Here is a 24000-nt window from a genome sequence, read left to right as displayed (position 1 = left end):
AAAAAAGGCTGAAATAATACGCATTTCAATTTACGTATTATTTCAGCCTCTTAATTTTGAATCTGAAATGAAATTAATAATCTGTAACTATTTAGATCTAAATTTTATTTGCCCCATTTTTTGGGTTCAGGTCGTTTCCGTTGCCTACGCGGTCGGCGCTGGCCTTTTAGCCATGCGTTAAGGCGCGGCTCTTCACCCTGATCCTTAGGATCATAGAACATACGATCCGCAATTTCCGGAGGCAGATATTCCTGCTCAACATAAGAGTTCGGATAAGAATGCGGATAAAGATAGTTGCGGCCATAGCCCCATTCTTTTTGAAGACTGGTTGTTGCATTGCGCAGATGCAGCGGAACAGGGAGCATGCCGTTCTGACGGATTTCCTGCTTAACGGTATGGTAGGCTGCGTAGGTGCTGTTACTTTTAGGCGCAAGAGCCAGATAAACAACCGCCTCGGAAAGTGGGATAAATCCTTCCGGCATGCCTATAAATTCAACTGCCTGCTGGCATGATACAGCCATAGTCATGGCATAAGGGTCAGCCAAACCGATATCTTCACCAGCGGAAATGATAAGTCTGCGGGTTATAAATTTTGGATCTTCACCGCTCTCAATCAAACAGCCCAGATAATAAAGGGCCGCATCAGGGTCGCTTCCGCGAATGGATTTAATCAATGCTGAAGCCAGTTCATAATGAGAATCTCCGTCCCTATCGCCGCGAATAACGGTTTCAGGAAGAATTTTGCGCAGATTTTCAGCTTCACGTTTTTCAGCAGGAAGTTGCGAAGTATACTCAAGCAGATTGAGCAAACTGCGTCCGTCACCACCAGCCATTGATGTGATCAGATTTAAGCTATCTTCGCTGAGCTCAATTTCGAGCTCTTCACAGGCCCGGTTACAAATTGCCAGCAAATCCGTTTTACCTAATGATCTAAGGCGGAGAACGTGCAGCCGAGAAAGTAATTGCCGGGTTACGCTAAAAGACGGGTTCTCGGTTGTTGTTGCCAGTAGTGTAATCTCGCCTGATTCCAAAATAGGCAGAAAAAAGTCCTGCTGTGCCTTGGAGAAACGATGCAGTTCATCAAGGATAAGGATATCCATACCGGCAAGTTGCTTACGCAAAGCAGTAATACCCGATTCGGGGGCACTGATGCGCATGAAGTGGCGGCCGGTAGATTTTGCCAGAAGCATTGCAAGAGTAGATTTACCACAACCGGGGGGACCGAAAAGCAAAAGGCTGGGAAGTCTCTTAGAGCGCTCGAAAGCTTCGACTCGTTCGCGGATATGGTTTTGCCCGAAAAATTCGTCAATCTTTTTGGGCCGGATACGGTCAGCCAAAGGCTGATTGTCTGTAAGTTCTAATTTCATGTATTGCCTCCGGCGGCCCTTATTTCTGGCTTTCCAGATATGCAGTACCCATGCAGAGCAGGGCGGCTGTTTCCCAGCGCAGGATTGAGCTACCAAGGCTGACAGGTTTGAATCCGTTTTCAATTAATAATTCTGCTTCACGCGGACTGAAACCGCCTTCAGGACCAATTACGGCCAGAGTGGATTCAGCAGCAAAAACAGAATTATTCGGCACCGTATCGTTATCCGCTTTCTCATACAAGAAAAGCTTATTGTCGTAGGACGCGGAAAATTCGATAAGTTTTTCAATTGATCCGGGCACTGTCTGAAGTTCAGGCAACCATGCATTACCACACTGTTTGGCAGCAGCTACAAGCTTTTCATTCCAGCTTTCTTTTGTCTCGGCAGGAACTTTGCCCTGACTGAATTCACTTTGATAAAAGATAAGTCCATGCGTCTGCAATTCAACGGATTTTTCCAAAATCCAATTGCGCCGGCTTGATTTATTCCAGCCGATGGCAAGGGTTAAGTTGCGCGGATCTGCAATAAAGTGTTCTTCATTCAACTCAAGCTGAACTTTGCTTTTGGTTATCTCGGTAACTGTGAACAGGCCATCGCGACCGCAGCCGTCAAAGAGACGCACGGTATCACCAACTCGGGTGCGCAGCACTTTGCCAAGATGTTTTGCCTCGCCGCCTTGAAGTATAAAAGGAGCGTCCCAATCTTCAGGAGGTAAGTAGAATGAATTAAGTCTTGCCATAGCTTTATGATATTTTAAGTCCCAAAAAAAGAAAATCCCCATGACGGGGGAGTTACGCGCAGCATATCAAAACAAGGCCTCCGGCAAAATCGCCGAAGGCCTATTATACACTAAGATTCCAGTCTAAGCAGGTCTTCGTAAGTTTCCCTTCTGCGGGCCATGATGACGTCATCGCCGTCAACAATGATTTCTGCTGCACGCAGGCGGGAGTTGTAGTTGGAAGACATGGTAAAGCCGTACGCACCGGCAGAGAATACAGCGATGAGTTCACCCTGTTTCATTTCAGGCAACATGCGGTCTTTAGCGAGGAAGTCACCGGACTCGCAGATGGGGCCCACAACATCGTAATCAATTTCAGGACGATTATTCTGGGTAACCTCGGCAATGCGGTGATAGGACTGGTACAGGGAAGGGCGTACCAAGTCATTCATAGCAGCATCAACGATGAGGAAATCTTTAGTAGGAGTCTTCTTGGTGTAGATGACTTCACCTACGAGAATACCTGCGTTACCGGCAATTACGCGGCCGGGTTCAAGTATTACTTTAAGTCCTTTGTCAGCCAGAGCCTTGCTCAGTGCTTCGCCGAATTCTTTAGGATGAGGCGGTTCTTCTTCATCATAAGTGATACCGAGTCCGCCGCCGAGGTCAAGGTGTTCAATCTCAATACCCATTGCGCCGAGCTCGTCACGGAATGCGAGCAGCTTGTCGAGGGCTTCGAGGAACGGCTCGATGGTGGTCAGCTGTGAACCGATATGGCAGTCCATGCCGATGGGAGATACGTTGGAAAGCTCTTTTGCTGTCTTGTAAGCTTCCTTGGCAGTTTCCATATCCAGACCGAATTTGTTCTTTTTCATCCCGGTGGAAATGTAGGGATGAGTTTTAGGATCAACATCCGGGTTAATGCGGAAGCTGATACGTGCGGTCTTGTTCATGGATTCGGCAACTTCATTAATGCGATGCATCTCGCCAACGGATTCAACGTTGAACATGAGGATGTCTGCTTTAAGGGCTTCGGCAATTTCGTATGCCTTTTTACCTACGCCGGAAAATACGATTTTGCTGGCAGGAACACCCGCTTTAAGAGCGCGGAAGAGTTCGCCGCCGGAGACAATATCCATACCTGCGCCCATTTCAGCTAAAAGCTTGAGCACGCTCAGGTTGGAGTTTGCCTTTACTGAGTAGCAGGTCATGTGATCGAGCCCGGTGAATGCGGAATCGAAAGCTTCAAAATGTCTGCGCAGGGTGGCTGCGGAATAAATATAGAGCGGGGTACCGTACTCTTTGGCAAGTTCGGTGATGCTGATGTTTTCAGCATGCAGTTCATTATTTTTAATTTCAAAATGATGCATTGTGGAAGGACTCCATTATAAAGATTAGGGTGCAGCTGTGTATACGTCGGAAATTACTACTCCAAGTGCGTCGTAGACATTGCGTCCTACAACTCTCCAACGATAGCTTTTAGCGGGATCAAGTCCACATTCGCTGAATACGAAAGTGGAGCCGTCAGATTGAATACCTTCGGAACCGGGGGTAAAATCTTTCCTGATTGCCGGGAAGAAAGGACATGTCGGACAGCCTTCGCCCGGTCCGGAACCATCGGCTTGAAATTGAAGGCTCAAATTGTCCACATTTTTATATGCGCCGTCAACCTTTACTACTACTTTAAGACATCCACCGACACGGCGGCCTTCAACTGAAGTAAAAGTGTACAGATCTTCACTTTGCTGCGGAGCAGGCCACATCTTAACTCCGCATCCGGCGGTTGCCAGAAGCATGAGAGCGATAACAGCCAGCAGCAGTTGTTTTTTGAGGATATGAAATTTCATTAATTTTCTCCCAGTGATTTTTTCCACTGATTCAGAAGGGTAAGGGCTTCTATGGGTGAAAGTCCGTTTACATCAAGATTGCGCAATTCTTTGATAAGTGCATGATCTTCAGGCGGAGCTTCATTCTTCTCATTACCGGTGCAGATCATTCCCGGTAGGATTGACTGCACGGACGGAGCCTGACGTGCAGGTTGACCATCCATATCCTGCGATTTTTCTTCAAGATTCGCAAGGATTTCCCTCGCCCTGACTACTACAGGTTTGGGTACTCCGGCAAGCTTGGCCACCTCGATACCATAGCTCTTATCTGCCGGACCGGGAACCAGTCTGCGCAGAAACAGAATATCACCTTTCCACTCGCGCACCGCAATATTGAAATTGCGCAAGCCGTCAATCACTCCTTCGAGAGATGTCAGCTCATGGTAGTGGGTAGCAAAAAGGGTACGGATACCGCCCCTTGCCCGCTTGGAAAGCTCTTCCACCACAGCCCATGCCAGCGCAAGGCCGTCAAAAGTTGATGTGCCGCGTCCGATTTCGTCGAGGATTACCAGACTGCGTTTGGATGCCTGACGCAAAATGCGGGCTGTCTCCATCATTTCAACCATGAAAGTAGACTGTCCCTGTGCGAGGTTATCCGATGCGCCAACACGCGAAAAGACTCGATCCATCAGTCCGATACGTCCACTGGTTGCAGGGATGTAGGAACCGATCTGAGCCATGATTCCCATAAGAGCGACCTGCCTGAGTACGGTCGATTTACCGGCCATATTCGGTCCGGTAATAAGCAGGATACGCCGCTTTTCATCAATGGTCAGGCTGTTGGGGATGTAGTTTGCAGCGCCTTGAACGGCTTCAACAACTGGATGGCGGCCTTCTTCAATGACCACTTCCATACCGGGATGGATTTCCGGGCAGGACCAGCGGTTGGCCCGTGCTGCTTCAGCAAGCCCCTGCCAGAAGTCGATGGCGGCAATAGCATCAGCCATGAAAACAAAGCGGCTACGGTTTCCGGCAACATTTTCGCGTATCTTCTGAAATAAATTATATTCCAGCGTCTTACGTTTATCAGAAGCTGAAATTATTTTTTCTTCCATCTCCTTCAAGTCCGGGGTGATGTAGCGCTCGCTGTTTACGAGAGTCTGACGCCGTTCAAAATATTCAGGAATCTGACCCTTGAAGGCTTTTGAAATTTCAAAGTAGTAACCGAAAACCTTATTGAATCCCAACTTGAGTTTGGGCAGGTCGTTGGCATTCTTTTCTTTTTCCAGCAGTTCGGCAAGGGTGGACTCTCCATGCTCGGTCAGCTGGATAAGTTCGTCCAGTTCCTCGTTGAATCCTGTTTTGAAAAGCCCGCCTTCAGTGATGACCGGGGGAGGGGAGTCAACAAGGGCATGCTCCAGAAGCTCGGCTACATCGGTCATGGAATCCCATTTATTAACAATGGTCTTCAGAGCCGGAGTAACCTGATTCTCTTCATCAGCCCCGGATACGGCTTCATGCAAAAGAAAGTGAATAGGAGGCAGAGTTTTCAAACTCTGGCGCAGACTGATAAAATCTTTGGGAGTTGCGCGACCAAGCACCACACGGGTGGAAAGCCGTTCAAGGTCGTACACTGTATCAAGCAGCTCACGAACCTTGGCTCGCAAAGAATCATCATCGTGGAAAAACGTAACTGCACGCTGATTATGCTCAATAGGGGATAGTTCCCGCCAAGGCTGTTTCAAGCGTACAGCAAGAAGGCGTCCGCCCATTGGTGTAATGGTCTTATCCAGAACATTAAGCAGGGTGCCTTTACCCTTCTTACCATCTAATCTTTTGAACAGCTCAAGGTTCCGTTCAGTGACCTCGTCCAGGATCATGAATTTGGTCAGATTCAAAGGCTTGAATTCACCGAGGTGATCAAAATCCTGCAACTGGGTCTGGCGCAGGTAAGAAATAAGTGCTCCGCATGCCTGAGTCAGCTGGGGCTTGTCTTCAAGGTCCAGTGAATCAAGGTCGGCGACATTCTGGGCTTCAAGTATATTGTCTTTGGCAGATTTATAGCTGAAGTATCCGGCAGAGGGAGCAGGGGCGATGCGGGCATCGATATCACCGTACTGGCCGGGAATTGTTTTGCCCTGCGGAAGAATCAATTCACGGGGATTGATCTTCATTGCCCATTGCCAGAGATCATTCTCACTTTTGCTCTGGATACCGCTCCACTGGCCGGTGGAAAAGTCCATCCAGGCCAGACCGCCTACGGACTTGGCATCATCCCAGAGCAATGCGGCAAGATAGTTACTATCCTTGGCAGAGAGAGTATCGTCTTCGACCACGGTTCCGGGAGTGTAAACTCTTGTAACTCCGCGCTTTACCAATCCTTTGGTTTGCTTGGGGTCTTCAAGCTGGTCACAAAGCGCAACGGTATAACCCTTTTCAATCAGCTGTGAAAGATAAGCCCGAGAAGCATGGTGCGGAACTCCGCACATGGGTACTTTGTCTTCTGAATTAGGGTTACGGCAGGTCAAAGCGATCTGCAGTTCGCGGGCTGCTATTTCAGCGTCCTCGAAGAAAAGTTCGTAAAAGTCTCCCATACGAAAAAACAACAGAGAATCAGGGTGTTCAGCCTTGATCTGCATGTACTGCTCGAACATGGGAGTGAGTTTCTTTTTGCTCACAATAATATATCTGGTGCTTACTGGTTCAGTTCTTTACGGAACGAAATTGAATGCCAACTGCGGCATCTTGGGCAATTGAAAAATATTCTATCCCGTTTAAGGCCGCAACTGGAGCAGGTGAATCTTTGCACTTTTCGCGCAATATTTACAAAAAAATCCAGTTGGCTTTTAAAAGATGATGTCAGCTCCTGCTGATCCTGAGCAATATTAAACAGCTCAAGCCGTGCCAGCCAAAAATTTGGGTTAAGCATAAGGGTCTTTTCAAGCCATACCCCGGCTTCATCCTGTTTTCCGCAAAGCTGCAGGAGTCTGGCCCCATAGTAGTGCATGATTACATCCGGGTCAGATTTGGAAATTTCTTCAACCATCACTTCATAAAATAGATAGTTGCGGTCATTGTCCTGATCTTTATTGTTAATGGGGGTATCCCCGAAAACAAGTGAATCAGCGAGTAGACCTTCGATGAGGACAAATTGCAAGTGCTTGGGAACCTGCGCGAGTGCAGAATTGAATTTCTTTTTAAATTTATCCAGTGAGCCTTCCTGTTTTAATCTGGTAAGTACCAGAAGCCATGACTCAACTGAACTTGAGGAAATTTTGAGAGCTTTTTTCAGGGTGCGCCGGGCAAGGGCATCTTCGCCTTCAGATGTATAATCTTCAGCCAATCGAGCAAGGTAATGCGCTTCCTGTACAGGTTGGTGCAGCATGGAATAGAATTCTGCTGCTTTTTCGAATTCCCTGCCTCCTGCGGCCAGTTCAGCAAGCTCGGTCAGAATTTCAGGGGAATCGCCTGCAATTTCACGGGCTTTTTCAAAAGCATTAATCGCACGGTCCATAAAACCGCCTCGACTGAAATCACGCCCCAGCTCGTAGAGGGCGCGTGCTTTGATGGCAGGATCCAGACCGGGACGTACAATCAGGCTGTTCCTGATTTGGGCGGCACGTTCAATCTCGCCCTGAGAACGGTAGAGGTTACCGAGGGCAAGGTAGATTTCAACAGCTTCCGGAGTATCCTTTACAACCTTGCTGAGTTCATCAATGGCTGCACGGGTGTCGGCAAGCCCGGACTTACCTTTTCCGGCTCCAGACAAATATGACGGCGCCCGATTATCGGACGCCGTCATTTTTTTCTTTTTAAATACGCTTAAAAAGGACACGTATACTCCGTAATTATGCGCTTACTTATTCAGCAGGCTTCTCTTCGCTAGCTTCAGCGGAGGGATAGTTCCCCTCATCGAGGGGGAGGTTGCGGAGAGAGTTAACTTCCTGCTCAAGGTTAGCCATTCTGGTGCGACAGGTGCGAAGCTGTCCGGAAAGACGAATCTTATCAGCCATGAAGTAGAGCAGGCAAAGAACGGAACCTGCAGCAAAAGCAATCAGGATCAACAGGTAGTACGGAAGAGGCTGGCTCATGAACTTGTAGTTGAACAGTTCGATGGACAGAGTTACTTCCTTAGAAAGTTCGGGGGTATTCTGAATGAAAAATACCATGGAAAGGAAAAAGAGAACTACCAGAGCCAAAACCTTCAAGTAACGCATGAAACCCTCCTTAGTGTTACTTAACGACAGCAGCTGTCAAATAACGGCTTGAGCCTTTTATAAGTTGAAGACAAGTGGTCGGGAATAACATTGGTTTCTCCGAACACTGCCATAAACGATGCGTCCCCGTTCCAACGGGGCACCAATTGAAAATGGAGATGGGCGGCGATCCCAGCTCCGGCTGCTTCCCCTATATTCAGGCCGACATTTATCCCCTGAGGGTTGCATGCCTTTTCGAGAATATCGCAGCTTATGGTTATATATTTCATGATCTCGGAAGCTTCCGCTTCTTCAAGATCAGTGAGTTTACTGACATGACGGTAAGGCGTAACCATCAGGTGACAATTGTTATAAGGAAATTTGTTCATGATCACAAAGCAGTGCTCAGCTCTGTGCAGAATCAATCTTTCCTCATCTTCGTCAGTGTGTTCCGGAATGCAGAAAACACATTCGTCCGGCTTTGGACCAAGGATATAGTCCATTCGCCACGGTGCCCATAATACGTCCATCTGTAAAACAACCTTTACAATACCTTCGCATAGCAGTGAAGATATTGTCCGCGTGTCCTGCTTAAATAAAAGCAAGAACTGTTAGCACTGTCTTTTCTCAAACAATATTAATTTGCAGTAATTAAATACCAGCTAATTATCAACAATAAATATGAAAAAAAGAGCCTAAACGTGAAAAAAACATTCACAAACGGCTTTTTTTACCAGTCTGTCGAAAAAGTCCGCATGTTCTACACGTGTTGCAGGTCAAGAGCAAGGGAAACAAAAAGTTTAAGCATTGATATGTCATATAAACAATTGTTTGCTGGCATTATGCTCCCTTAGTCTTTTCTGATTTCTTAATCTTATCCTTTAAGAATTGAATCTGTTCATCCCGTCCTTTAAGCTTTCCATCAAGGCAGGCTAACTTAACCTGATTAAGAAATTCGGAATACAAAGGACCTGGTTCAAGTCCTAGATCTTTTAAATCCTCACCAGTTACATCTATTGTTTTTAGTCTTAAGCTGGTCAAATACTGCGATACATATTTTTTGATCATCTCCCGTTTGGTACGGGCCATGATGAAAAGAACCCCTTCAAGAGGAACCGGACTGAGCGTTTCATATATTTCACTCGGCTTCATTTCCTGCTTGATATTCATGATGTTTCCGGCTGCCCAGAAAACAGCATCACGGAGATGAATAAATTCACGGCGCTCGCTGGGTGAAAAGCTGAAACGATCATAAATCTGCTCCATTTTTGCCTTGGATACTCCCATGCACATGGCTAAGAAATATGTTTTCCAAACAGATAGGGGCGGTTCAAGATAGAGCAGGCTGTACCAGCTCATAAGCCTTTCAAGTTCAGCTATTACTTGCGAACGCGCGGAATTAAGTTCCATTAAAGGATGTATAGCCTCAAGTACACCCAGCTCATTCATGCGTTCAATACTGCGCAGAACATTTGCTTCATTTAATATAATGCGCATTTCGTGGGTCAGGCGATAACCGGAAAGCTTATTAATCAAATTCAGTTTGAGAGCATTTTTAATGAGGTTAAGAGTCTGGCCGCCTATTTTAAAATCAAAACGCTGCTCAAATCTGATGGCACGCATGATGCGGGTGGGGTCTTCAACAAAACTCAGAGCATGCAGCACCCGAATAGTCTTATCCTTCAGGTCTCGCTGGGAACCGAAAAAGTCGACCAGCTTGCCAAAACTTGATGGATTGATGTGGACCGCAAGAGCATTAATGGTGAAATCTCGGCGGTACAGGTCCATTTTTATTGATGAAAGCTCCACCGTGGGTAAAGCAGCCGGATATTCATAATACTCAAGGCGTGCGGTCGCTACATCCACCCGCTGACCGTCTGGCAGGATAACCACTGCGGTCTTGAATTTTCGGTGATATTTAGCGCGGCCGTCCATTCTCTTGGCCAGTTTCTTGGCAAAGGCGATTCCGTCACTCTCAACAACCAGATCAAGATCAAGATTGCTTTTAGTCAGAAGCACATCACGCACAAATCCGCCGACAACATATGCTTCGGTACCAATTTCAGCAGCCATTTCCCCGGCAGTCTCAAGGATGTCGAGAATCTTATTGGGCAGACGGTTGCGCATGATATTGCGGATATTGCGCTCCTGTTTTTTGTCTGGAAACAGGGATTCAGGGATACGTGCCGGATCTTGAACCAGCATGTTAATCAGGTCAGTTCGGGTTACAACCGCTTCCACACGGTCATTCTCTACCACCGGAACCAGCCGTTGCTTCTGACCAAGAATAATTTCCATAACCCTATGCATGCCGGAATCAGTCTTGATGGATGAAAAGGGGTGCTGCATATAAATTTCAACATCCACATCACCAAGATTGTGGGACAATGCCTTATCCGCGGTCTTTTGTTCCAGAAGACCGACAACGCGCATGTTTTCCATGCTGTCCACCACCGGCACACCCTTGAGGCTGTATTGAGTCATTCGCTCTACGGCCTTAGAGATTGTCATATCCCTGGGGATTGCAACCGGAGGCTTGGACATAATGGACTCAACGTTCAAGCGAGGGGATACCTTGGAGTAGAGCAGAGCGAAAAGTTCATCGCGCACTTCAGCCAATGTGCGATCCTTGATGGTTGCCGATGCCGCGTAGACATGGCCTCCACCTCCAAAATTGGTGCAGATGGCTCCAACATCAATATCCGGGGTTCGTGAACGGGCAACCAGATGGATGCGATCATTCATACGACCCAAGGCGAAGAGAACTTTGATATTCTCAACGTCCATAAATTTGTGGACCAACACTGAGAAATCGACAACGTATTCGGAAGTGCTGATCTCTGAAATGACCACATCAAGATCATTAATAGTGTGGGTAGTCGCGCCTTCAAGCAATCGGCCAAGCAGAGTAATCTGCTGCGCAGAAAGATCGCGGTTGAGCAGATCGGTGATTACATCCAACTCCATTCCGTTTTTGAGCAACCACTTTCCGGCCTCGAAATCATGCTCAGTGGTGGAATTGAAAGTAAACGAACCAGTGTCCTCATAAAGTCCAAGCCCCATGATGGTGGCTTCTTCTTGATTGATTTCGATTCCTTTCTCACGAATTTCATGAGAAAGAATTGCAACGCTTGATCCCCATGGCTTTTTGATTATTAATTCCGGATCAAGGTCGCATTCAGACTTCATATGATGGTCGTAAATGTGAATTTTCAATCCCGGATTCTTGAGAATCGGGTCAACATGAATGATTCTTTTACGTCGTGAGGTATCGACCACAACCAAAAGCTTGACTGAACTTTTGTCAATTTCCTTCAAGTGTTTGAAATTGAAGAAGTATGTTGCGCTTTCCATGTAGAAATTACGCAAGTTTTTTTCCTGACTTCCGGGAAAAACAAGAGTAGCTTCCGGGTAAAGCTTTCCGGCAGCAACAATAGCGGCTAAACAATCGAAATCCGCATTTACATGGCCGGTAATTATTGTTTCCGCTTTTATAAGGTTTTCATTTTTTGACATTCTTAAAATCTCACATTACAGAACGTGGGTGAAAGCGTTTATGAAGCTGGACCAATCTTCCGGCTTGAATATGTGTGTATATTTCGGTAGCATTAATGTCTGAATGACCAAGAAGCAACTGGACTGTACGCAGATCCGCACCGCCATCCAGCAAGTGGGTGGCAAACGAATGCCTAAAAGTGTGCGGAGATATTGAACGTTTTATACCTGCTTCCAGTGCGAACTTCTTGATCAGTTTCCAGACACCCTGTCTGGTAAGTCCTTTTCCTGATCTGTTTAAGAAGATGTTCTTAACCTTGGGATTAAAAGCAGGACGCCAATCCTTAATGTATTGGTTTAAGAAATTTTGCGCCACATAATGAATCGGCACCAGCCGTTCCTTGGAACCTTTGCCGAAAATAATGAGAACTCCGGTTTGAGGATCAAAGTCTTCAATGTTAAGATTGATCAATTCGGAGACTCTCATTCCGGCTGCATAAAGCAGCTCAAGCATAGTCCGATCGCGAAACCCAAGTTTCTCGGTCAGCTTGGGCAGGGCGAGCATGCGGCCGATTTCCTCCGGTGATAGGAACTCAGGAATTTTTCTGGGGAGCTTCGGGTTTTCCAGCAGAGTTGCAGGGTCTTCTTTAATGAATCCCCGTGACGTGCAAAACGCGAAAAATCCCCGCAAAGACGAAAGATGCCTCGCCAGCGAGGTTGATTTCAATGCTTTTGACCTTAGATATGTAAGGTAGAGCAGCAATGTCTGACTTGTGGCGTCTTCTATTTTCGCGGACCTATCTTCCAGAAAAGACTGAAAAGACTCCAGATCACTCAGATATCCACTAAGGCTGTTTTCCGAGAGACCACGCTCAATTAGAAGGTACTCCAGATAACGGTCGATCCATTGGTGTTTACAGGATGTATTGTTTTCATTCTCGGTCATATCCAATACTCATTACACGTATGACCGCGAGTGCTCAAGATGATTGACAGAGCAAACAAGCACATTTAAAGAGTTTTGATAATAATTTAACCAAAAATGACAGGAGCATACCGAAATGCCAGAATTTAAACTTGCCGACAGGCTCGCAACACTCCCCCCGTATCTCTTTGCTGAAATTGACAGACTCAAAGCTGAAGTAGCAGCTCAGGGAGTAGATATCATCAGTCTCGGCATTGGCGATCCTGACCTTCCGACTCCCGACTTTATTATTGAAGCACTGCACAAAGCAGCCAAGAACCCGGTTAACCACCAGTATCCTTCTTACGTTGGCCTGCTGACTTTCCGTCAGGCCGTTGCTGACTGGTATAAGGAAAGGTTCGACGTTGAATTGGACGCAACCAAAGAAGTTGTTTCCCTTATCGGTTCCAAAGAAGGTATTGCACACTTTCCGCTGGCTTTTGTTAACCCCGGCGACCTCGTGCTGGTAGCTTCCCCCAACTATCCGGTTTACCCGGTAGCATCCGGCTTTGCCGGCGGCGAAGTAGAAATTGTACCTCTGCTCGAAGAGAACGACTTTCTGCCCAATCTCGATGCTATCTCTGATGAAAAATGGGATAAGTGCAAGATTTTCTTCGTAAACTACCCCAACAACCCCACCTCTGCGACTGCAACTCCTGAGTTCTACGCAGAGCTGGTTGCCAAGGCTAAAAAGCATAATGTTATCATCGCAGCAGACGCCGCTTACACCGAAGTTTACTACGATGAAGACAAGAAGCCCATTTCCATTCTGGAAACCCCCGGTGCAAAAGATGTGGCTATTGAATTTCATTCCCTGTCCAAGACCTACAACATGACCGGTTGGCGTTGTGGTATGGCAGTGGGTAATGCCTCACTCGTTGCTGGACTTGGAAAAATTAAAGAAAATGTCGACTCCGGTATCTTTCAGGCTGTACAGGAAGCCGGAATTGTTGCACTAAAAGAAGGCGAACCTTACGTTAAGGAATTCCGCAAGATCTACAAAGAGCGTCGCGATTGCGTTATTGAAGCTCTGGAAAAGATCAACATTTCCTGCAAGGTGCCTGATGCATCCATCTTTGTATGGGCTAAAACTCCCGAAGGCTACACTTCTTCCGAGTTCGTATCCAAGCTCCTGAAGGAAACCGGTGTTGTTGTTACTCCCGGTAACGGCTTCGGCGAATCCGGTGAAGGGTATTTCAGAATTTCGCTGACTGTTGATACCGATAGGCTCAAGGAGGCAGTATCACGGATATCCAAACTGTAAAGGTCTACGTCAGTCTTGGTTCAAATATTGGAGACACTGAAGATAATTTGAATCAGGCCGTTGCTAGGCTGGAAAAATATGAAGGTATTGATCCTGAAGTCTGGTCTGAAACTTACGAGACCGAACCTCAGGGATTGAAAGATCAGCCATGGTTCAAGAATCAGGTGGTCCGTTTCGATGTTGACCCCGAACTCTGGTCCGCAGAAGGCTTCCTTTCAACACTGCAAGCAGTAGAAGGGCAAATGGATCGGGTAAGGGACGTTAAAAACGGCCCCCGGACCATTGATCTGGATATTATTCTCTTCGGAGACCGGGTTATCAATAGTGGGGCTTACCTCACTGTTCCGCATCCTCGGGCCCTGGACAGAGCGTTTGTGCTTCTGCCCATGACCGATATAGATCCGGAACTTGTATTCCCTGACGGAACTTCCGTTACTGACGCTCTGAAGAAAATTGATTACCGCACTGAAGGTAATAAGATTTATCAGGATTAATTCTTAGGCCGCACCTAATACTGGTGCGGCCTTTTTTTATATTGAGGTGTAGAAGTAATGCTTAAATTTGTTGTTATCGCAATTGCCGCATTTGTCATGTGGAAGCTTTTCACTGGCGACCAGAAAAAAAAGCAGGAAAAGGAAGGCAAAGACTTTAATAAGAAGGTCAAGACCGGCGAGATGGTTAAAGACCCCATCTGCGGAGCTTATGTGCCTAAAGATGGTGACATCCGCGTCCGTAATGGAGAAAAAGTCGAGTGCTTTTGTTCCTTTGAATGTCGCGACAAGTACATTAAAAGACTTGAGGCTGACAGCGGCGAATAGTTTTTTGTAATATTTCATTGAACCCTTTTGGCAGTAGTTAAAAGGGTTCTTTTTTTTGCGCCTGAAAAGGGGTAGGGGGGGGCTATGAAAATCTACCTAAGAACATGTTCGCTTTATGAAGTACGGAAAGCCGGTGAATACGGACTCATTGACGGAATTAAGCTGCTTCCGGAAAATGGGGAAGACAAATGTGTTGCTACTGATAATGACACCAAATCAATAATATGTTGCACAAATGGTCCCATCTTTGTGTCAGCAGCTGGCAACAACTCCGAAGATATTCTCCAGCAAGCGTTGCAATTGTTGCGCCTTAGTCCAAACATTGTAATTAGCATTAAAGCGACACATGAAGGTTTTAAAGCTTGCAAGATTTTAGCGGATAAAGAAGTGTCTGTAATGATCACCGATCTGGACAGTACGACCAAGGCCATAATGGCAGCAAAATCAGGAGCAGCTTTTGTCTGTTTTAATATGAAAAAGGTCAAACAAAAGTCTGTCGCTAATTTTAAAGTTCTAGCTCAGACAGTGAAGTTGATTCGCTATCATGAATTACATGCAAGTGTGCTGGCAAATATCTCCGGTGAATCAATCGATCTAGATTCAGTGACTGCGACTGGAGTTGATGGACTGGAAATTACATTTACTGGTTTGATGAAGTTTTTGGAGAACGACAGTTAGCGTTAAGTTGACCAGTGCATATAATTTTCATTTTGGGCCTTGTCTGATTGATAGCAGACAAGGCTTTTTTATATTCAAATATTACGACTTCCAAATTTAGCTCCTAAGCGTTTTAAAATTGTTTTCCAAGACTCACGTTCTAGACAGTTATGAGCGAGCTTAAAAACAAAAGAAACCATGAACACTAAGTGAGTTCAGAAGAAAAGAGTAAATCTGGCTAAAATAGCCCATATTTTTCGAAGAACAAAAGGATCTGGTTTTATCTTACTGATATTAATAGCTTTATATTGTTGTCTCATAATGTAAATTATGTAAACTTTGAGAAGTGGCCGGGATGAATTTGGTGTGTTTTGGAGTCCCATCTTCATTACAGTCGATAAGTTTGTGTCTAACTAAATATTAAAATTTAGCTACTTAAAGTTTATCGAATTCATAAATATTCTTTTGTCACAAATTATAGCCCTACTAAGTAGTTGTGATTAGTAAAACTGTGTATCTTTCAACGATTCAATTTGCCTCTTGAGACGGTTTTCTTTATCTCAGTGGTAACTAATAATTCACGTTGAATTGAATTCTAAATCCATGAGGTTTTCATGAGTTTGAGACTTAAGAAAAAGATATTACCTTCCCTTCTGGCTGCGGCTGTTTTATTTGGAGGGAGTGGAAATGTATTTGCAGCTTCATCCAGTAAGACTGCTTCATTTGAAACCTGGCTTGAAAAATATGGAGCCTGGGACATTCTGGAACAGAACTATTCTCAGACAGGAGATACTCCTGAGTTGATTCTTAAACGGGCCGAAACAGCTTTCAATCTCGGCCGCTATTCAGCATGTCTAGAAACGCTGCAATCAACCCCGGCTTTTACCGATAAAACACAGGAAATCACCAGACTCTGGCTTGGTGGCAAATGCCAGCGAGCTCTCGGTGATCCTGTTAAGGGTGTAATCTGGTTCAGTCAGGCTGCTCGTTTGATGGACCAAGATGTTATGTCTACCAAATTTAAAGAGGATTCCTATCTCAAAAGTATTTGGTTTGATGTCTGGCGTTCCCTTTACTGGGGGTATCGGGTAACTCCGGACTCCGCTCGGGAATCACGGAAAATGCTCCTCGAACAGACTTTCGGTCAGGCTGAAAAAGTATGGCCTACAACCTATTTTGTAGTTAACAGCAAATCCAAACTTGAAAATTTGCATAGTCCTGCCGAGAGCCAACCGTTTGTTAGTAATTCATCAGTTGTTGGAGATGCAGACCGCGTATTAATTGCCCAATCCATGGCCGCAGCCAGTATCGGCGAATGGTCTCAATCAAATCGTGCTCTAGATGCTGTATCCAATTCTACGGTTCAGACTTTCTGGAAATCTGTAAACCAGTATCTGGAGTCTGGAAAAGTTCCCGAGACAGTTTCTATATTTAATGAAGAGAATCTGGTACGACCGGCTTCTTTTATCAAAGCAGGGGCGTTAGAACCTGCAATCATATCCCCTACTCTCTGGCAGCTTGGTGCTCCGACATCGCCTGCATGGAATGTTTTCCGCAAAAAACTGATGGAAATGGAACCTCAGGAAGCTCTGGAAACCATTGACCGCGAAACTGGTTCTTTACTGCTTTCAAGTGATCTGGTTAACGCTCTGCAGAACTACCGTTTGGCATTTGCGTTTTTGACCGGCGACATGGCACTTGCTGAAAATGTTCTGAAGCGTCTGGATAAGGATACTCTGCCCATGAGCCTCAGGATTGCCAGCGGTATTGCTTTCAAGCTGCCTTTATCTAGAGTTCTCAGTACGGCAGATTATGGAAAAAATGAGCATCTTTATATCATTTCCGGTTTGAGTGAAGCTGCCGGGATTGAGTATTTCAGTGATATAAACACCCCTTTTTGGAAGCCTGTCTCTTCAAAAGCGTTAAATGAGGTCATCAATACCAATCCATTGGACAGACTGCTCGTTTTTGCAGACCTGTCGAAGCAGGCAGAAAAGAAGCAAAACTCTCAAGTTGCCCGCCGCAGTGCATTCCTTTTTCCTAAATCCAAATTGGGAGCGGAAAGCTTTATTTACCTAGCTGATAAAGCGGCTCAGAACAGAGATTTCAAACTGTCCGCCTACTATTTGAAGCGTGTTGATCAGGACAAATTCGGACCGGAGCTTCGCCTTAAGTGGCTCACTGCTGCAGTTGCCTATGATCTCGCTACTGGAAAAGATGATAAGGCTATGAATGCCTACAACGAGATTCTCCAGTCCGGCGGAACTCTTCCTGCTGAAAAGGAATTGAAGCTTGCGCTGATGATTCAGCAGAAAGGAGATCTGAAAAAAGCTCAAGCTATACTTGAAAGAATTTGGTCGGGTCGTGATCAATTAGAAAATGACGAACTCCGTGCGGAAGTGCTTTTCTGGATTGCCGAGGGTGAGCACGCTATCGGTAAAAAAGATAAAGCTCTCAAGCACTATCTTGAACTTGCTTGGGAATTCCCCGAACAGAATATCTGGGCAGTGACCGCCATGTATCGTGCTTCCATGATTTATGAGCACAAAGGCCAGTTCGAAACAGCCAAACGTTTTCTGAAGACAGTGATTAAACGTGCTGACCGGAAGGCTCAAAAAGAAGCAGCTCAGGCAAGGCTTAATGCCATCGATACCAAGTTGGCCAAAGTCGGGGCTGGAAAAGACGTTAGCTTTCCGTTTTAACAGATGCTTTGCTAGAGCTTATAAATTAAAAACCAAACAACAAAGGCCCTGCTAAATATCTTAGCAGGGCCTTTAATTTTAACTTAAAATTCTTAATACCGTTCCGGCCATTGTGGTGACGGCAGTCTTGATGGTCGGCTCTGGCGGTGGATAAAATTTACTGTTGTGAATAGACGGCGGATTAATTCCTTTTTCATAGAACAAGGTCATTTCTTCAGCAGAGGTCGCTCCGGTAAAAAACAGACATGATGGAGTTTCCATACCGCCAGCTGTTCTGAACAATGAAAAATCCTCACTGCCCATGACCATTTCAGCTTCATGTACCTTTTCAGCGCCAAGATGTTCCGCAGCAGCTTTGCGGACAATATCAGCTAATCCACTATCATTAGTTGTTGCGGGCAGATCACTTTCATCGTCAAATTCAACTATAGGCAACAGTTCTTCAGGAAGTCCCATGGATAATGCTTCGTATTTGCAAATTCTCTTTACGGAATCAAAGATTCGATCATGCCCTTCTGAATTGCAGAACCGTGCAGTAACTTCCATGACAACTTCACCGGGAATAATATTGGCCCTTGTTCCGCCATGAATGGAACCAACAGTGACAACTGCTGGATCGAGTGGACTGAACTCACGACTGACAATGGTTTGAAGCGAAGTTACAATTCGAGCGGCGAGCACAACCGGATCAATGCATTCCTGCGGAATGGCACCATGTCCCCCTACTCCGCGGACGGTAATTTTCAATTGGTAAGTCCCGGCCATGATCGGACCGGATTTAACCATAATATTACCGGCTTCAAGTTTGGTAATGACATGGGTGGCAAGGCAATAATCAGGAGTTCCGAATTTTCCAAAAAGCCCCTGCTCAATCATTGCTCTGGCACCGGACATAGATTCTTCAGCGGGCTGCCCGACAAAAATTATTTTCCCGCTCCAACTTTCTTTGAATTTAGAAAGGACGCGGGCCGTACCAACAAGAGTGGTCATATGCACATCATGCCCGCAAGCATGCATCACACCGGTATCGTTGCCGGAAGGATCTTTGCCTCTGACAGAACTGGCATAATCAAGTCCGGTTTCTTCGGTAATCGGCAGCGCGTCCATATCACCACGGACCATAACAGTCGGACCGTCTCCATTTTCCAGAATACCGACAACACCGTAGCCGCCGAAATTTCTGGTTACAGAAATACCGCACTCCTCCAGCTGGTCTGCAACCAGTTTGGAAGATTTTACTTCTTCACGCGAAAGCTCTGGATTGGCATGCAGGTGCTTGTAAATTCTGACTAAATCATCCAGTTCAGTTCGAACCAGTTGGGTCAAATTCATTTAAGTTCCTTTCGATCTACGAGTCTTTGTCTTTAGTGTTACGGGCAGAAATTTCTGTGTGTGCCCTACGTTTGGCATCATCGAGAATAGGATGAAGAAGTCCTACAATATTACGAACATTGAGATTTTCAGCTTCTTTTGAACAGAGCAGAACATCGAGAGCATCCAGACCATGGAAGATGTAATCCACACTTTTTTTAACATCACTCATTTATGAAACTCCTTTAAATGAAATTCTCTATATTTACAGGCAGATTGAATTGTATTGTCTGTGATCTGCTATGTCTATGAAAATTATCATCTATACCGTTACCAACTGGCTGCCAATTGGTTGATAAAATGGTAAAGTTACCATATTTAATTTAAAAACAATCACTTCGCATATAAACACATTGGAAAATAAGCTACAAAATGTCATCCAACATTCGCCAAAATATTCAACTATTGGTTGCATTTTTCACGGTTCTTCTGGGCGGAACCGCGGGATATTTGTATTTCGAAAACAATTGGTCCGTGCTCGATGCCCTCTATATGACTGTGATTACCATCACTACCATCGGCTTTGGGGAAATACACAACCTCTCCCCTGCCGGAAGAATTTTTACCATTGTCCTAATTTTTGCGGGCCTTGGTCTTGCTGCGGTATTTGTGGCGCAGGTCGCAAAAGTTATTGTCCAGTCAGGAATCAGAAACCTCTACGAGAAAAAGAAAATGAACGACAGAATTAACAAATTAGAAAAGCACACAATTGTGTGCGGTTACGGCAAGATTGGTCGGGCCATTTCCTTGAAGCTTTATGAATTGGGGTTGGATTTTGTTGTTCTGGATAATGACGAAGAACAATTAATTGAAGCTGAGCAGCGCGGATACAAAATTTTACATGGTGACGCAGCGGTTGATGGAGTCCTGCTTTCCGCAGGAATTCGGCGAGCTGATTTTATCGTGCTTTGTATTAATGATGATGCCAGCAATATTAATATATCACTTGCTGCCCGCGAACTTAATCCGGATATTTTTGTAGTTGCACGCGGAACCGATCCTTCCATCGAATACCGCATGCTCCGGGCCGGGGCTAATACCGTGGTCTATCCACTTGATCTGGGAGGTGAACAAATCGGGCATATTCTAGCCCGCCATGCCGGAGTAGCTGAACCGGAAGAAAAAGGTCCTGTCGCTCATGAAGTGATGGGTTACAGTCTGAGAATTTTTCCCCACTACGACAGTGCCCCGACTACAGTAGCTGAAGTGAAAGGTAAAACTGGAGCTATCAGCGCATTGGTTCTTCATCGGGCTGATGGAACTGATATTGAAAACCCATCCGATGAGTTAGAGCTTAATTATGGTGATTCCGTTCTTGAGCTGGTCAAAAAAGACGGGGCCTGCTGCGAATTGCAAAACAATATCAAATGGTCCGAAAATCTACTGCTCGGGATTCCTTCCATTGATGCCGAGCACCGGGTACTTGTCCGTTATGCCGAGGATTTCCAATCCGCCCTTCGTGATGGTCAAGACCACGATGCAATCGCACGACTTTTCGACCGACTGTTGGAGTACACTTCCAGTCACTTCGCCCGCGAAGAGGCTTTCATGCAAAAACGCGGTTTTCCTGAAATTGAAAAGCATATGAAAGAGCATCGCCGTATCACCCGCGAAGTTATGGATTTAAACCGTGACAAAAAATATATCTTCCCGGACAGCATCGATTCATTCCTGCAAGATTGGATTATCAACCATATCAATAATACCGACCGGCAATATGTTAAGTATTTTAAAGGTGATAAATAAATGTCCCATATTCTTCCAAAGATCCGCGAAGCCTTGCAAGACCTTGCTGATCCCGAACGCGCACCGGATATGAAAAAGTATATGAAATCCGAAATGGATTTTTATGGCATCCGCACTCCCCTTCGGCGCAAAGGCTGTACTCGTATTTTTAAAGAATTCGAACCTTGGGATTTTGATAAGTGGCAATCAGCAGTGCTGGAACTTTGGCGCAAAGCTGAATTTAGAGAAGAGCGATACAGTGCTTTAGATTTGATCGACTGGAAGCCCTGCATAAAATTTCATACTTGGGAAGCTCTGCCCATGGTGGAAGAAATGATAGTCAGCGGAGCATGGTGGGATTTCTGCGATGCCTTGACCTTACCGCTTGGGAATATTCTGCGTGCGGAACCAAAGCGGATGAGAGAATTAATGCTTGAATGGTCCACGAATGACCATATGTGGAAACGTCGCTCCTCCATTCTTTGTCAGCTCCGCTTTAAAGATGAACTAGATTTCACTTTATTGCAGCAATGCATTGATCCTAACATTGATTCAAAAGAATTTTTCCTGCGCAAAGCCATCGGCTGGGCTTTACGCGATTATGCGTGGACTCATCCTCAAATTGTGAAAGACTATGTGGAAGCAAATGAGGATCGGCTTTCAGGATTAAGCAAGCGCGAGGCTTTGAAGAATATGCATAAGCTTTTGTAGCAGCATAGAATGAGCTTTCCGTACATAACTTGGACATACAAATCACTGTTTGCAAAATTATCGATTGTTGAATTTTTTTTGTTCAAAATACAGACATACCTGTTGATAAATTTTCCTAGACGAGAGATGGTAAAAGAACATTTATAAACCGCAGTTAAGGGGAAATTTATGGCTAAGAACAGCAAAAAGACATCTAAGAAAGTAGCTTCAAAAGCTGGCAAGACGTTAAAAGATCCAAAAGCATCTAAGGCAGCAAAATCGATGGCAGCGTCTGCGCTTTCTCAGTCAAAAACGGGAAAACAGACCGGAAAAGAAATGGAAACAAAGGCATCTAAAATCTTGCAAAGTGATAAGTATGCCGCCTCAACTAAGGAACTCGCTGGTTCAGTCATGGCCCAAGCTAATAAGGAGAGATGATAATGAACACCTACTGTTTAATCTCGGGAAGTAAAGTAGATGATGAAAACGATTATTATCATATTGTAGAAATTGATACATGCGATGGTCTTAATCGTGCTCGGTAAACTGCCGGAGTAACAGAATGTATGAAAAGGGTCGATGACCAGAATGCAGGTGGGGTTCCCTGTTTAGATATAGAGGAGTTGCGAGAGCACATTGCTGAAATGGAAAATGAAGGTGTCGAAATCTGTTCCGAATGTGTTGCTGAATTTTACGATTAATAAAACGCAAAAAAGGGTTGAAGCTTTCGCTTCAACCCTTTCTTTGTTGCATGGTGCCGAGGGGGGGATTCGAACCCCCACGGAATCTCTTCCACTGCCCCCTCAAGACAGCGTGTCTACCAGTTCCACCACCTCGGCAAGAGGTGTACAACGCGTTACCGCGTCGTGTGAAGAAGTGTTTACGTAAATCTTACACCCTTGGCAAGATGTTTTTGTTAATAATTCCAAAAAAAGTTTAGACTATCTTTTTATCAATAATTTCAGCAACAACTCATTTGATTAGCCAATCAAAAAAAGGAAAACAGCCCTGAAATAAACCTAAAAATATCAATTTTTAGTTATCAACACCTATTTGGCTTAAAATTCAAATCTGACGCGTTACCTTGTTCGGCACAACACAGCACAAGCAAAATACTTAAAAAATCAATTCTGAGCCAAATTAGAGAGTGATATTTTTTGCAATTAATTATACTTTTCCGCGTGTTCTGTCGTAATCCAACTCCATATGCAAAAGGGGAAACGGCTTGCCCTGCCCATCCAGATCGGACCTTCCAACAATACGAAAACCGATATGCTCGTAAAACCCCAAAGCTTGGGGGTTCTGCTCATTCACGTCAACTTTGGTGACAGCTAAATTGTCTATGGCATATGCGCATAAAGCCGAACCAACGCCCTGCCCTCTGCTTTGCGGATCAACAAAAAGCATTTCAAGGTTTCCTTCCGCGACACCACAGAAGCCTAAAATTACTCCGTGTGAGTCTTTAGCGCACTTCAATTCAACAGCATCGAAATACTGTTCTAAAATGAGTGGCCTTAAATATTCAATATCGCTCTCATCAAGAAAATCATGAGTTGCGCGGACAGATCTTTCCCAAAGCTTAATCAGCTCACTGTAGTTGGTTTTAGTTACATCACTAATAATCATATTTTCTACCTTGTCGGCAGCGGAAGGTTGTGTTGGCGTAAAAAGGTAAGCTTATCCCAATAGCCGCGTTGCAATAAAATTTTACCCTCAACAATATGAAAAAATCCGCAACCTCGTAGACCTAGCGGATCACGCCATTCAAGAATAGCCCACTCTCCATCTTCAAAAATGTTTTCAACTATGCATATCATTTCTGCTGCTGAAAATTCCTGCTCGAACATTTTGAATATAGCTTCTTTGCCTGAGACTGGATTCTCTGCAACTTGATGATTTACGGCATTTTCGTGATAGAATTCTGAAATGAGATTTGCATCTGCCTTATTAAAAGCATCTACCCAATCTTGTACAATTTCTCTTGGGCTTATTTGAGTCATTAATTCACCTCTTTTACTAGATGAATTATATAGAGTTTAAATGCATTGCAAATAAATATTGGATAAACGAAAAAAGGGTTGAAGCTTTCGCTTCAACCCTTCTTCTGTTGCATGGTGCCGAGGGGGGGATTCGAACCCCCACGGAATCTCTTCCACTGCCCCCTCAAGACAGCGTGTCTACCAGTTCCACCACCTCGGCAAGAGGTG

General features: G+C 45.2%; 23 protein-coding genes and 2 tRNA genes. 9 read left to right on the top strand and 16 right to left on the bottom strand.

What is annotated here, in order from left to right:
* Positions 1 to 104: 104 nt before the first annotated feature.
* The 10 genes from DESAL_RS09845 to xerD all read right to left on the bottom strand — a co-directional run bounded on the left by DESAL_RS09845 (position 105) and on the right by xerD (position 12548).
* On the bottom strand, positions 105 to 1367 hold the full coding sequence (locus tag DESAL_RS09845; RefSeq protein WP_015851838.1) for a replication-associated recombination protein A: 1263 nt from the start codon (positions 1365 to 1367) through the stop codon (positions 105 to 107).
* Between the two features lie 19 nt (positions 1368 to 1386).
* A complete protein-coding gene (locus DESAL_RS09840; RefSeq protein ID WP_015851837.1) occupies positions 1387 to 2106 on the bottom strand; it encodes a 16S rRNA (uracil(1498)-N(3))-methyltransferase in 720 nt (239 codons plus the stop codon).
* A gap of 110 nt (positions 2107 to 2216) precedes the next feature.
* Positions 2217 to 3455: a diaminopimelate decarboxylase gene (gene lysA / locus DESAL_RS09835; RefSeq protein WP_015851836.1), complete on the bottom strand. Its 1239-nt coding sequence runs from the start codon at positions 3453 to 3455 to the stop codon at positions 2217 to 2219.
* 24 nt (positions 3456 to 3479) lie between these two features.
* On the bottom strand, positions 3480 to 3932 hold the full coding sequence (locus DESAL_RS09830) for a hypothetical protein (protein WP_015851835.1): 453 nt from the start codon (positions 3930 to 3932) through the stop codon (positions 3480 to 3482).
* Complete coding sequence (mutS, locus tag DESAL_RS09825) at positions 3932 to 6589, bottom strand: DNA mismatch repair protein MutS (protein ID WP_015851834.1); 2658 nt, start codon at positions 6587 to 6589, stop codon at positions 3932 to 3934. The genes DESAL_RS09830 and mutS overlap by 1 nt, the downstream gene beginning before the upstream one ends.
* Before the next feature lie 17 nt (positions 6590 to 6606).
* Entirely contained in the window at positions 6607 to 7680 is a 1074-nt protein-coding gene (locus DESAL_RS09820) for a tetratricopeptide repeat protein (protein WP_245543808.1), read from the bottom strand.
* A 91-nt stretch (positions 7681 to 7771) separates the two neighbouring features.
* Positions 7772 to 8128, bottom strand: a complete 357-nt coding sequence (locus tag DESAL_RS09815) for a LapA family protein (RefSeq protein ID WP_015851832.1) — start codon at positions 8126 to 8128, stop codon at positions 7772 to 7774.
* Between the two features lie 20 nt (positions 8129 to 8148).
* On the bottom strand, positions 8149 to 8637 hold the full coding sequence (locus DESAL_RS09810) for an HIT family protein (protein ID WP_015851831.1): 489 nt from the start codon (positions 8635 to 8637) through the stop codon (positions 8149 to 8151).
* 310 nt (positions 8638 to 8947) lie between these two features.
* The gene (locus tag DESAL_RS09805; RefSeq protein ID WP_015851830.1) at positions 8948 to 11623 is read right to left on the bottom strand and encodes a CBS domain-containing protein; all 2676 of its coding nucleotides are present in this window, start codon (positions 11621 to 11623) and stop codon (positions 8948 to 8950) included.
* 10 nt (positions 11624 to 11633) lie between these two features.
* Positions 11634 to 12548: a site-specific tyrosine recombinase XerD gene (gene xerD / locus DESAL_RS09800; RefSeq protein WP_015851829.1), complete on the bottom strand. Its 915-nt coding sequence runs from the start codon at positions 12546 to 12548 to the stop codon at positions 11634 to 11636.
* A 115-nt stretch (positions 12549 to 12663) separates the two neighbouring features.
* Here xerD and DESAL_RS09795 point away from each other — a divergent pair, with 115 nt between their 5' ends.
* From DESAL_RS09795 to DESAL_RS09775, 5 genes are all read left to right on the top strand, one after another.
* Complete coding sequence (locus DESAL_RS09795; protein ID WP_015851828.1) at positions 12664 to 13830, top strand: LL-diaminopimelate aminotransferase; 1167 nt, start codon at positions 12664 to 12666, stop codon at positions 13828 to 13830.
* Complete coding sequence (gene folK, locus DESAL_RS09790; protein WP_342626823.1) at positions 13809 to 14324, top strand: 2-amino-4-hydroxy-6-hydroxymethyldihydropteridine diphosphokinase; 516 nt, start codon at positions 13809 to 13811, stop codon at positions 14322 to 14324. The genes DESAL_RS09795 and folK overlap by 22 nt, the downstream gene beginning before the upstream one ends.
* 57 nt (positions 14325 to 14381) lie before the next feature.
* Positions 14382 to 14648, top strand: a complete 267-nt coding sequence (locus tag DESAL_RS09785) for a TRASH domain-containing protein (protein ID WP_015851826.1) — start codon at positions 14382 to 14384, stop codon at positions 14646 to 14648.
* 84 nt (positions 14649 to 14732) lie between these two features.
* The gene (locus DESAL_RS09780; protein ID WP_015851825.1) at positions 14733 to 15326 is read left to right on the top strand and encodes a transaldolase family protein; all 594 of its coding nucleotides are present in this window, start codon (positions 14733 to 14735) and stop codon (positions 15324 to 15326) included.
* A 593-nt stretch (positions 15327 to 15919) separates the two neighbouring features.
* Entirely contained in the window at positions 15920 to 18007 is a 2088-nt protein-coding gene (locus tag DESAL_RS09775; protein WP_015851824.1) for a tetratricopeptide repeat protein, read from the top strand.
* Positions 18008 to 18085: 78 nt separating this feature from the next.
* On the opposite strand, the gene DESAL_RS09770 is transcribed toward DESAL_RS09775, so the two are convergent.
* Both DESAL_RS09770 and DESAL_RS09765 read right to left on the bottom strand, forming a co-directional pair.
* On the bottom strand, positions 18086 to 19339 hold the full coding sequence (locus DESAL_RS09770; protein WP_015851823.1) for a M20 metallopeptidase family protein: 1254 nt from the start codon (positions 19337 to 19339) through the stop codon (positions 18086 to 18088).
* Positions 19340 to 19355: 16 nt separating this feature from the next.
* Positions 19356 to 19550, bottom strand: a complete 195-nt coding sequence (locus DESAL_RS09765; RefSeq protein ID WP_015851822.1) for a hypothetical protein — start codon at positions 19548 to 19550, stop codon at positions 19356 to 19358.
* 200 nt (positions 19551 to 19750) lie between these two features.
* On the opposite strand from DESAL_RS09765, the gene DESAL_RS19745 reads away from it, so the two are divergent.
* The 4 genes from DESAL_RS19745 to DESAL_RS20605 all read left to right on the top strand — a co-directional run bounded on the left by DESAL_RS19745 (position 19751) and on the right by DESAL_RS20605 (position 22494).
* Entirely contained in the window at positions 19751 to 21124 is a 1374-nt protein-coding gene (locus tag DESAL_RS19745; RefSeq protein WP_015851821.1) for a bacteriohemerythrin, read from the top strand.
* A complete protein-coding gene (locus DESAL_RS09755; RefSeq protein ID WP_015851820.1) occupies positions 21125 to 21814 on the top strand; it encodes a DNA alkylation repair protein in 690 nt (229 codons plus the stop codon).
* Between the two features lie 168 nt (positions 21815 to 21982).
* Positions 21983 to 22231: a hypothetical protein gene (locus DESAL_RS09750; protein WP_015851819.1), complete on the top strand. Its 249-nt coding sequence runs from the start codon at positions 21983 to 21985 to the stop codon at positions 22229 to 22231.
* Positions 22232 to 22359: 128 nt separating this feature from the next.
* On the top strand, positions 22360 to 22494 hold the full coding sequence (locus DESAL_RS20605) for a hypothetical protein (RefSeq protein ID WP_015851817.1): 135 nt from the start codon (positions 22360 to 22362) through the stop codon (positions 22492 to 22494).
* A gap of 51 nt (positions 22495 to 22545) precedes the next feature.
* Here DESAL_RS20605 and DESAL_RS09745 read toward each other — a convergent pair.
* The 4 genes from DESAL_RS09745 to DESAL_RS09730 all read right to left on the bottom strand — a co-directional run bounded on the left by DESAL_RS09745 (position 22546) and on the right by DESAL_RS09730 (position 23992).
* Positions 22546 to 22632, bottom strand: a tRNA-Leu gene (locus tag DESAL_RS09745).
* Positions 22633 to 22960: 328 nt separating this feature from the next.
* Positions 22961 to 23419, bottom strand: coding sequence for a GNAT family N-acetyltransferase (locus tag DESAL_RS09740; protein WP_015851816.1), 459 nt, complete (start codon positions 23417 to 23419; stop codon positions 22961 to 22963).
* 5 nt (positions 23420 to 23424) lie between these two features.
* Positions 23425 to 23793 carry a nuclear transport factor 2 family protein gene (locus DESAL_RS09735; protein WP_015851815.1) on the bottom strand — a complete coding sequence of 123 codons (369 nt, stop codon included), beginning with the start codon at positions 23791 to 23793 and terminating at the stop codon, positions 23425 to 23427.
* 112 nt (positions 23794 to 23905) lie between these two features.
* Positions 23906 to 23992 (bottom strand) — tRNA-Leu (locus DESAL_RS09730).
* Between the last annotated feature and the right edge of the window lie 8 nt (positions 23993 to 24000).

Origin of the sequence: Maridesulfovibrio salexigens DSM 2638, assembly GCF_000023445.1 — a bacterium.
In the GTDB taxonomy this organism is placed as follows: domain Bacteria; phylum Desulfobacterota; class Desulfovibrionia; order Desulfovibrionales; family Desulfovibrionaceae; genus Maridesulfovibrio; species Maridesulfovibrio salexigens.
The sequence above is the reverse complement of the archived record's forward strand: the minus strand, read 5'-3'. Positions and strand labels throughout refer to the sequence as shown.

Excerpts from the sequence above, each read along its gene's own strand:
- DESAL_RS19745 (WP_015851821.1), top strand. The coding sequence starts at position 19,751 with ATGTCATCCAACATTCGCCAAAATATTCAACTATTGGTTGCATTTTTC.
- DESAL_RS09755 (WP_015851820.1), top strand. The coding sequence starts at position 21,125 with ATGTCCCATATTCTTCCAAAGATCCGCGAAGCCTTGCAAGACCTTGCT.
- DESAL_RS09805 (WP_015851830.1), bottom strand. The coding sequence starts at position 11,623 with ATGTCAAAAAATGAAAACCTTATAAAAGCGGAAACAATAATTACCGGC.
- DESAL_RS09845 (WP_015851838.1), bottom strand. The coding sequence starts at position 1,367 with ATGAAATTAGAACTTACAGACAATCAGCCTTTGGCTGACCGTATCCGG.
- DESAL_RS09830 (WP_015851835.1), bottom strand. The coding sequence starts at position 3,932 with ATGAAATTTCATATCCTCAAAAAACAACTGCTGCTGGCTGTTATCGCT.
- lysA (WP_015851836.1), bottom strand. The coding sequence starts at position 3,455 with ATGCATCATTTTGAAATTAAAAATAATGAACTGCATGCTGAAAACATC.
- DESAL_RS20605 (WP_015851817.1), top strand. The coding sequence starts at position 22,360 with ATGAAAAGGGTCGATGACCAGAATGCAGGTGGGGTTCCCTGTTTAGAT.
- DESAL_RS09815 (WP_015851832.1), bottom strand. The coding sequence starts at position 8,128 with ATGCGTTACTTGAAGGTTTTGGCTCTGGTAGTTCTCTTTTTCCTTTCC.
- DESAL_RS09795 (WP_015851828.1), top strand. The coding sequence starts at position 12,664 with ATGCCAGAATTTAAACTTGCCGACAGGCTCGCAACACTCCCCCCGTAT.
- DESAL_RS09810 (WP_015851831.1), bottom strand. The coding sequence starts at position 8,637 with ATGGACGTATTATGGGCACCGTGGCGAATGGACTATATCCTTGGTCCA.
- DESAL_RS09740 (WP_015851816.1), bottom strand. The coding sequence starts at position 23,419 with ATGATTATTAGTGATGTAACTAAAACCAACTACAGTGAGCTGATTAAG.
- DESAL_RS09775 (WP_015851824.1), top strand. The coding sequence starts at position 15,920 with ATGAGTTTGAGACTTAAGAAAAAGATATTACCTTCCCTTCTGGCTGCG.
- DESAL_RS09765 (WP_015851822.1), bottom strand. The coding sequence starts at position 19,550 with ATGAGTGATGTTAAAAAAAGTGTGGATTACATCTTCCATGGTCTGGAT.
- DESAL_RS09750 (WP_015851819.1), top strand. The coding sequence starts at position 21,983 with ATGGCTAAGAACAGCAAAAAGACATCTAAGAAAGTAGCTTCAAAAGCT.
- DESAL_RS09735 (WP_015851815.1), bottom strand. The coding sequence starts at position 23,793 with ATGACTCAAATAAGCCCAAGAGAAATTGTACAAGATTGGGTAGATGCT.
- DESAL_RS09785 (WP_015851826.1), top strand. The coding sequence starts at position 14,382 with ATGCTTAAATTTGTTGTTATCGCAATTGCCGCATTTGTCATGTGGAAG.
- DESAL_RS09770 (WP_015851823.1), bottom strand. The coding sequence starts at position 19,339 with ATGAATTTGACCCAACTGGTTCGAACTGAACTGGATGATTTAGTCAGA.
- DESAL_RS09780 (WP_015851825.1), top strand. The coding sequence starts at position 14,733 with ATGAAAATCTACCTAAGAACATGTTCGCTTTATGAAGTACGGAAAGCC.
- xerD (WP_015851829.1), bottom strand. The coding sequence starts at position 12,548 with ATGACCGAGAATGAAAACAATACATCCTGTAAACACCAATGGATCGAC.
- DESAL_RS09840 (WP_015851837.1), bottom strand. The coding sequence starts at position 2,106 with ATGGCAAGACTTAATTCATTCTACTTACCTCCTGAAGATTGGGACGCT.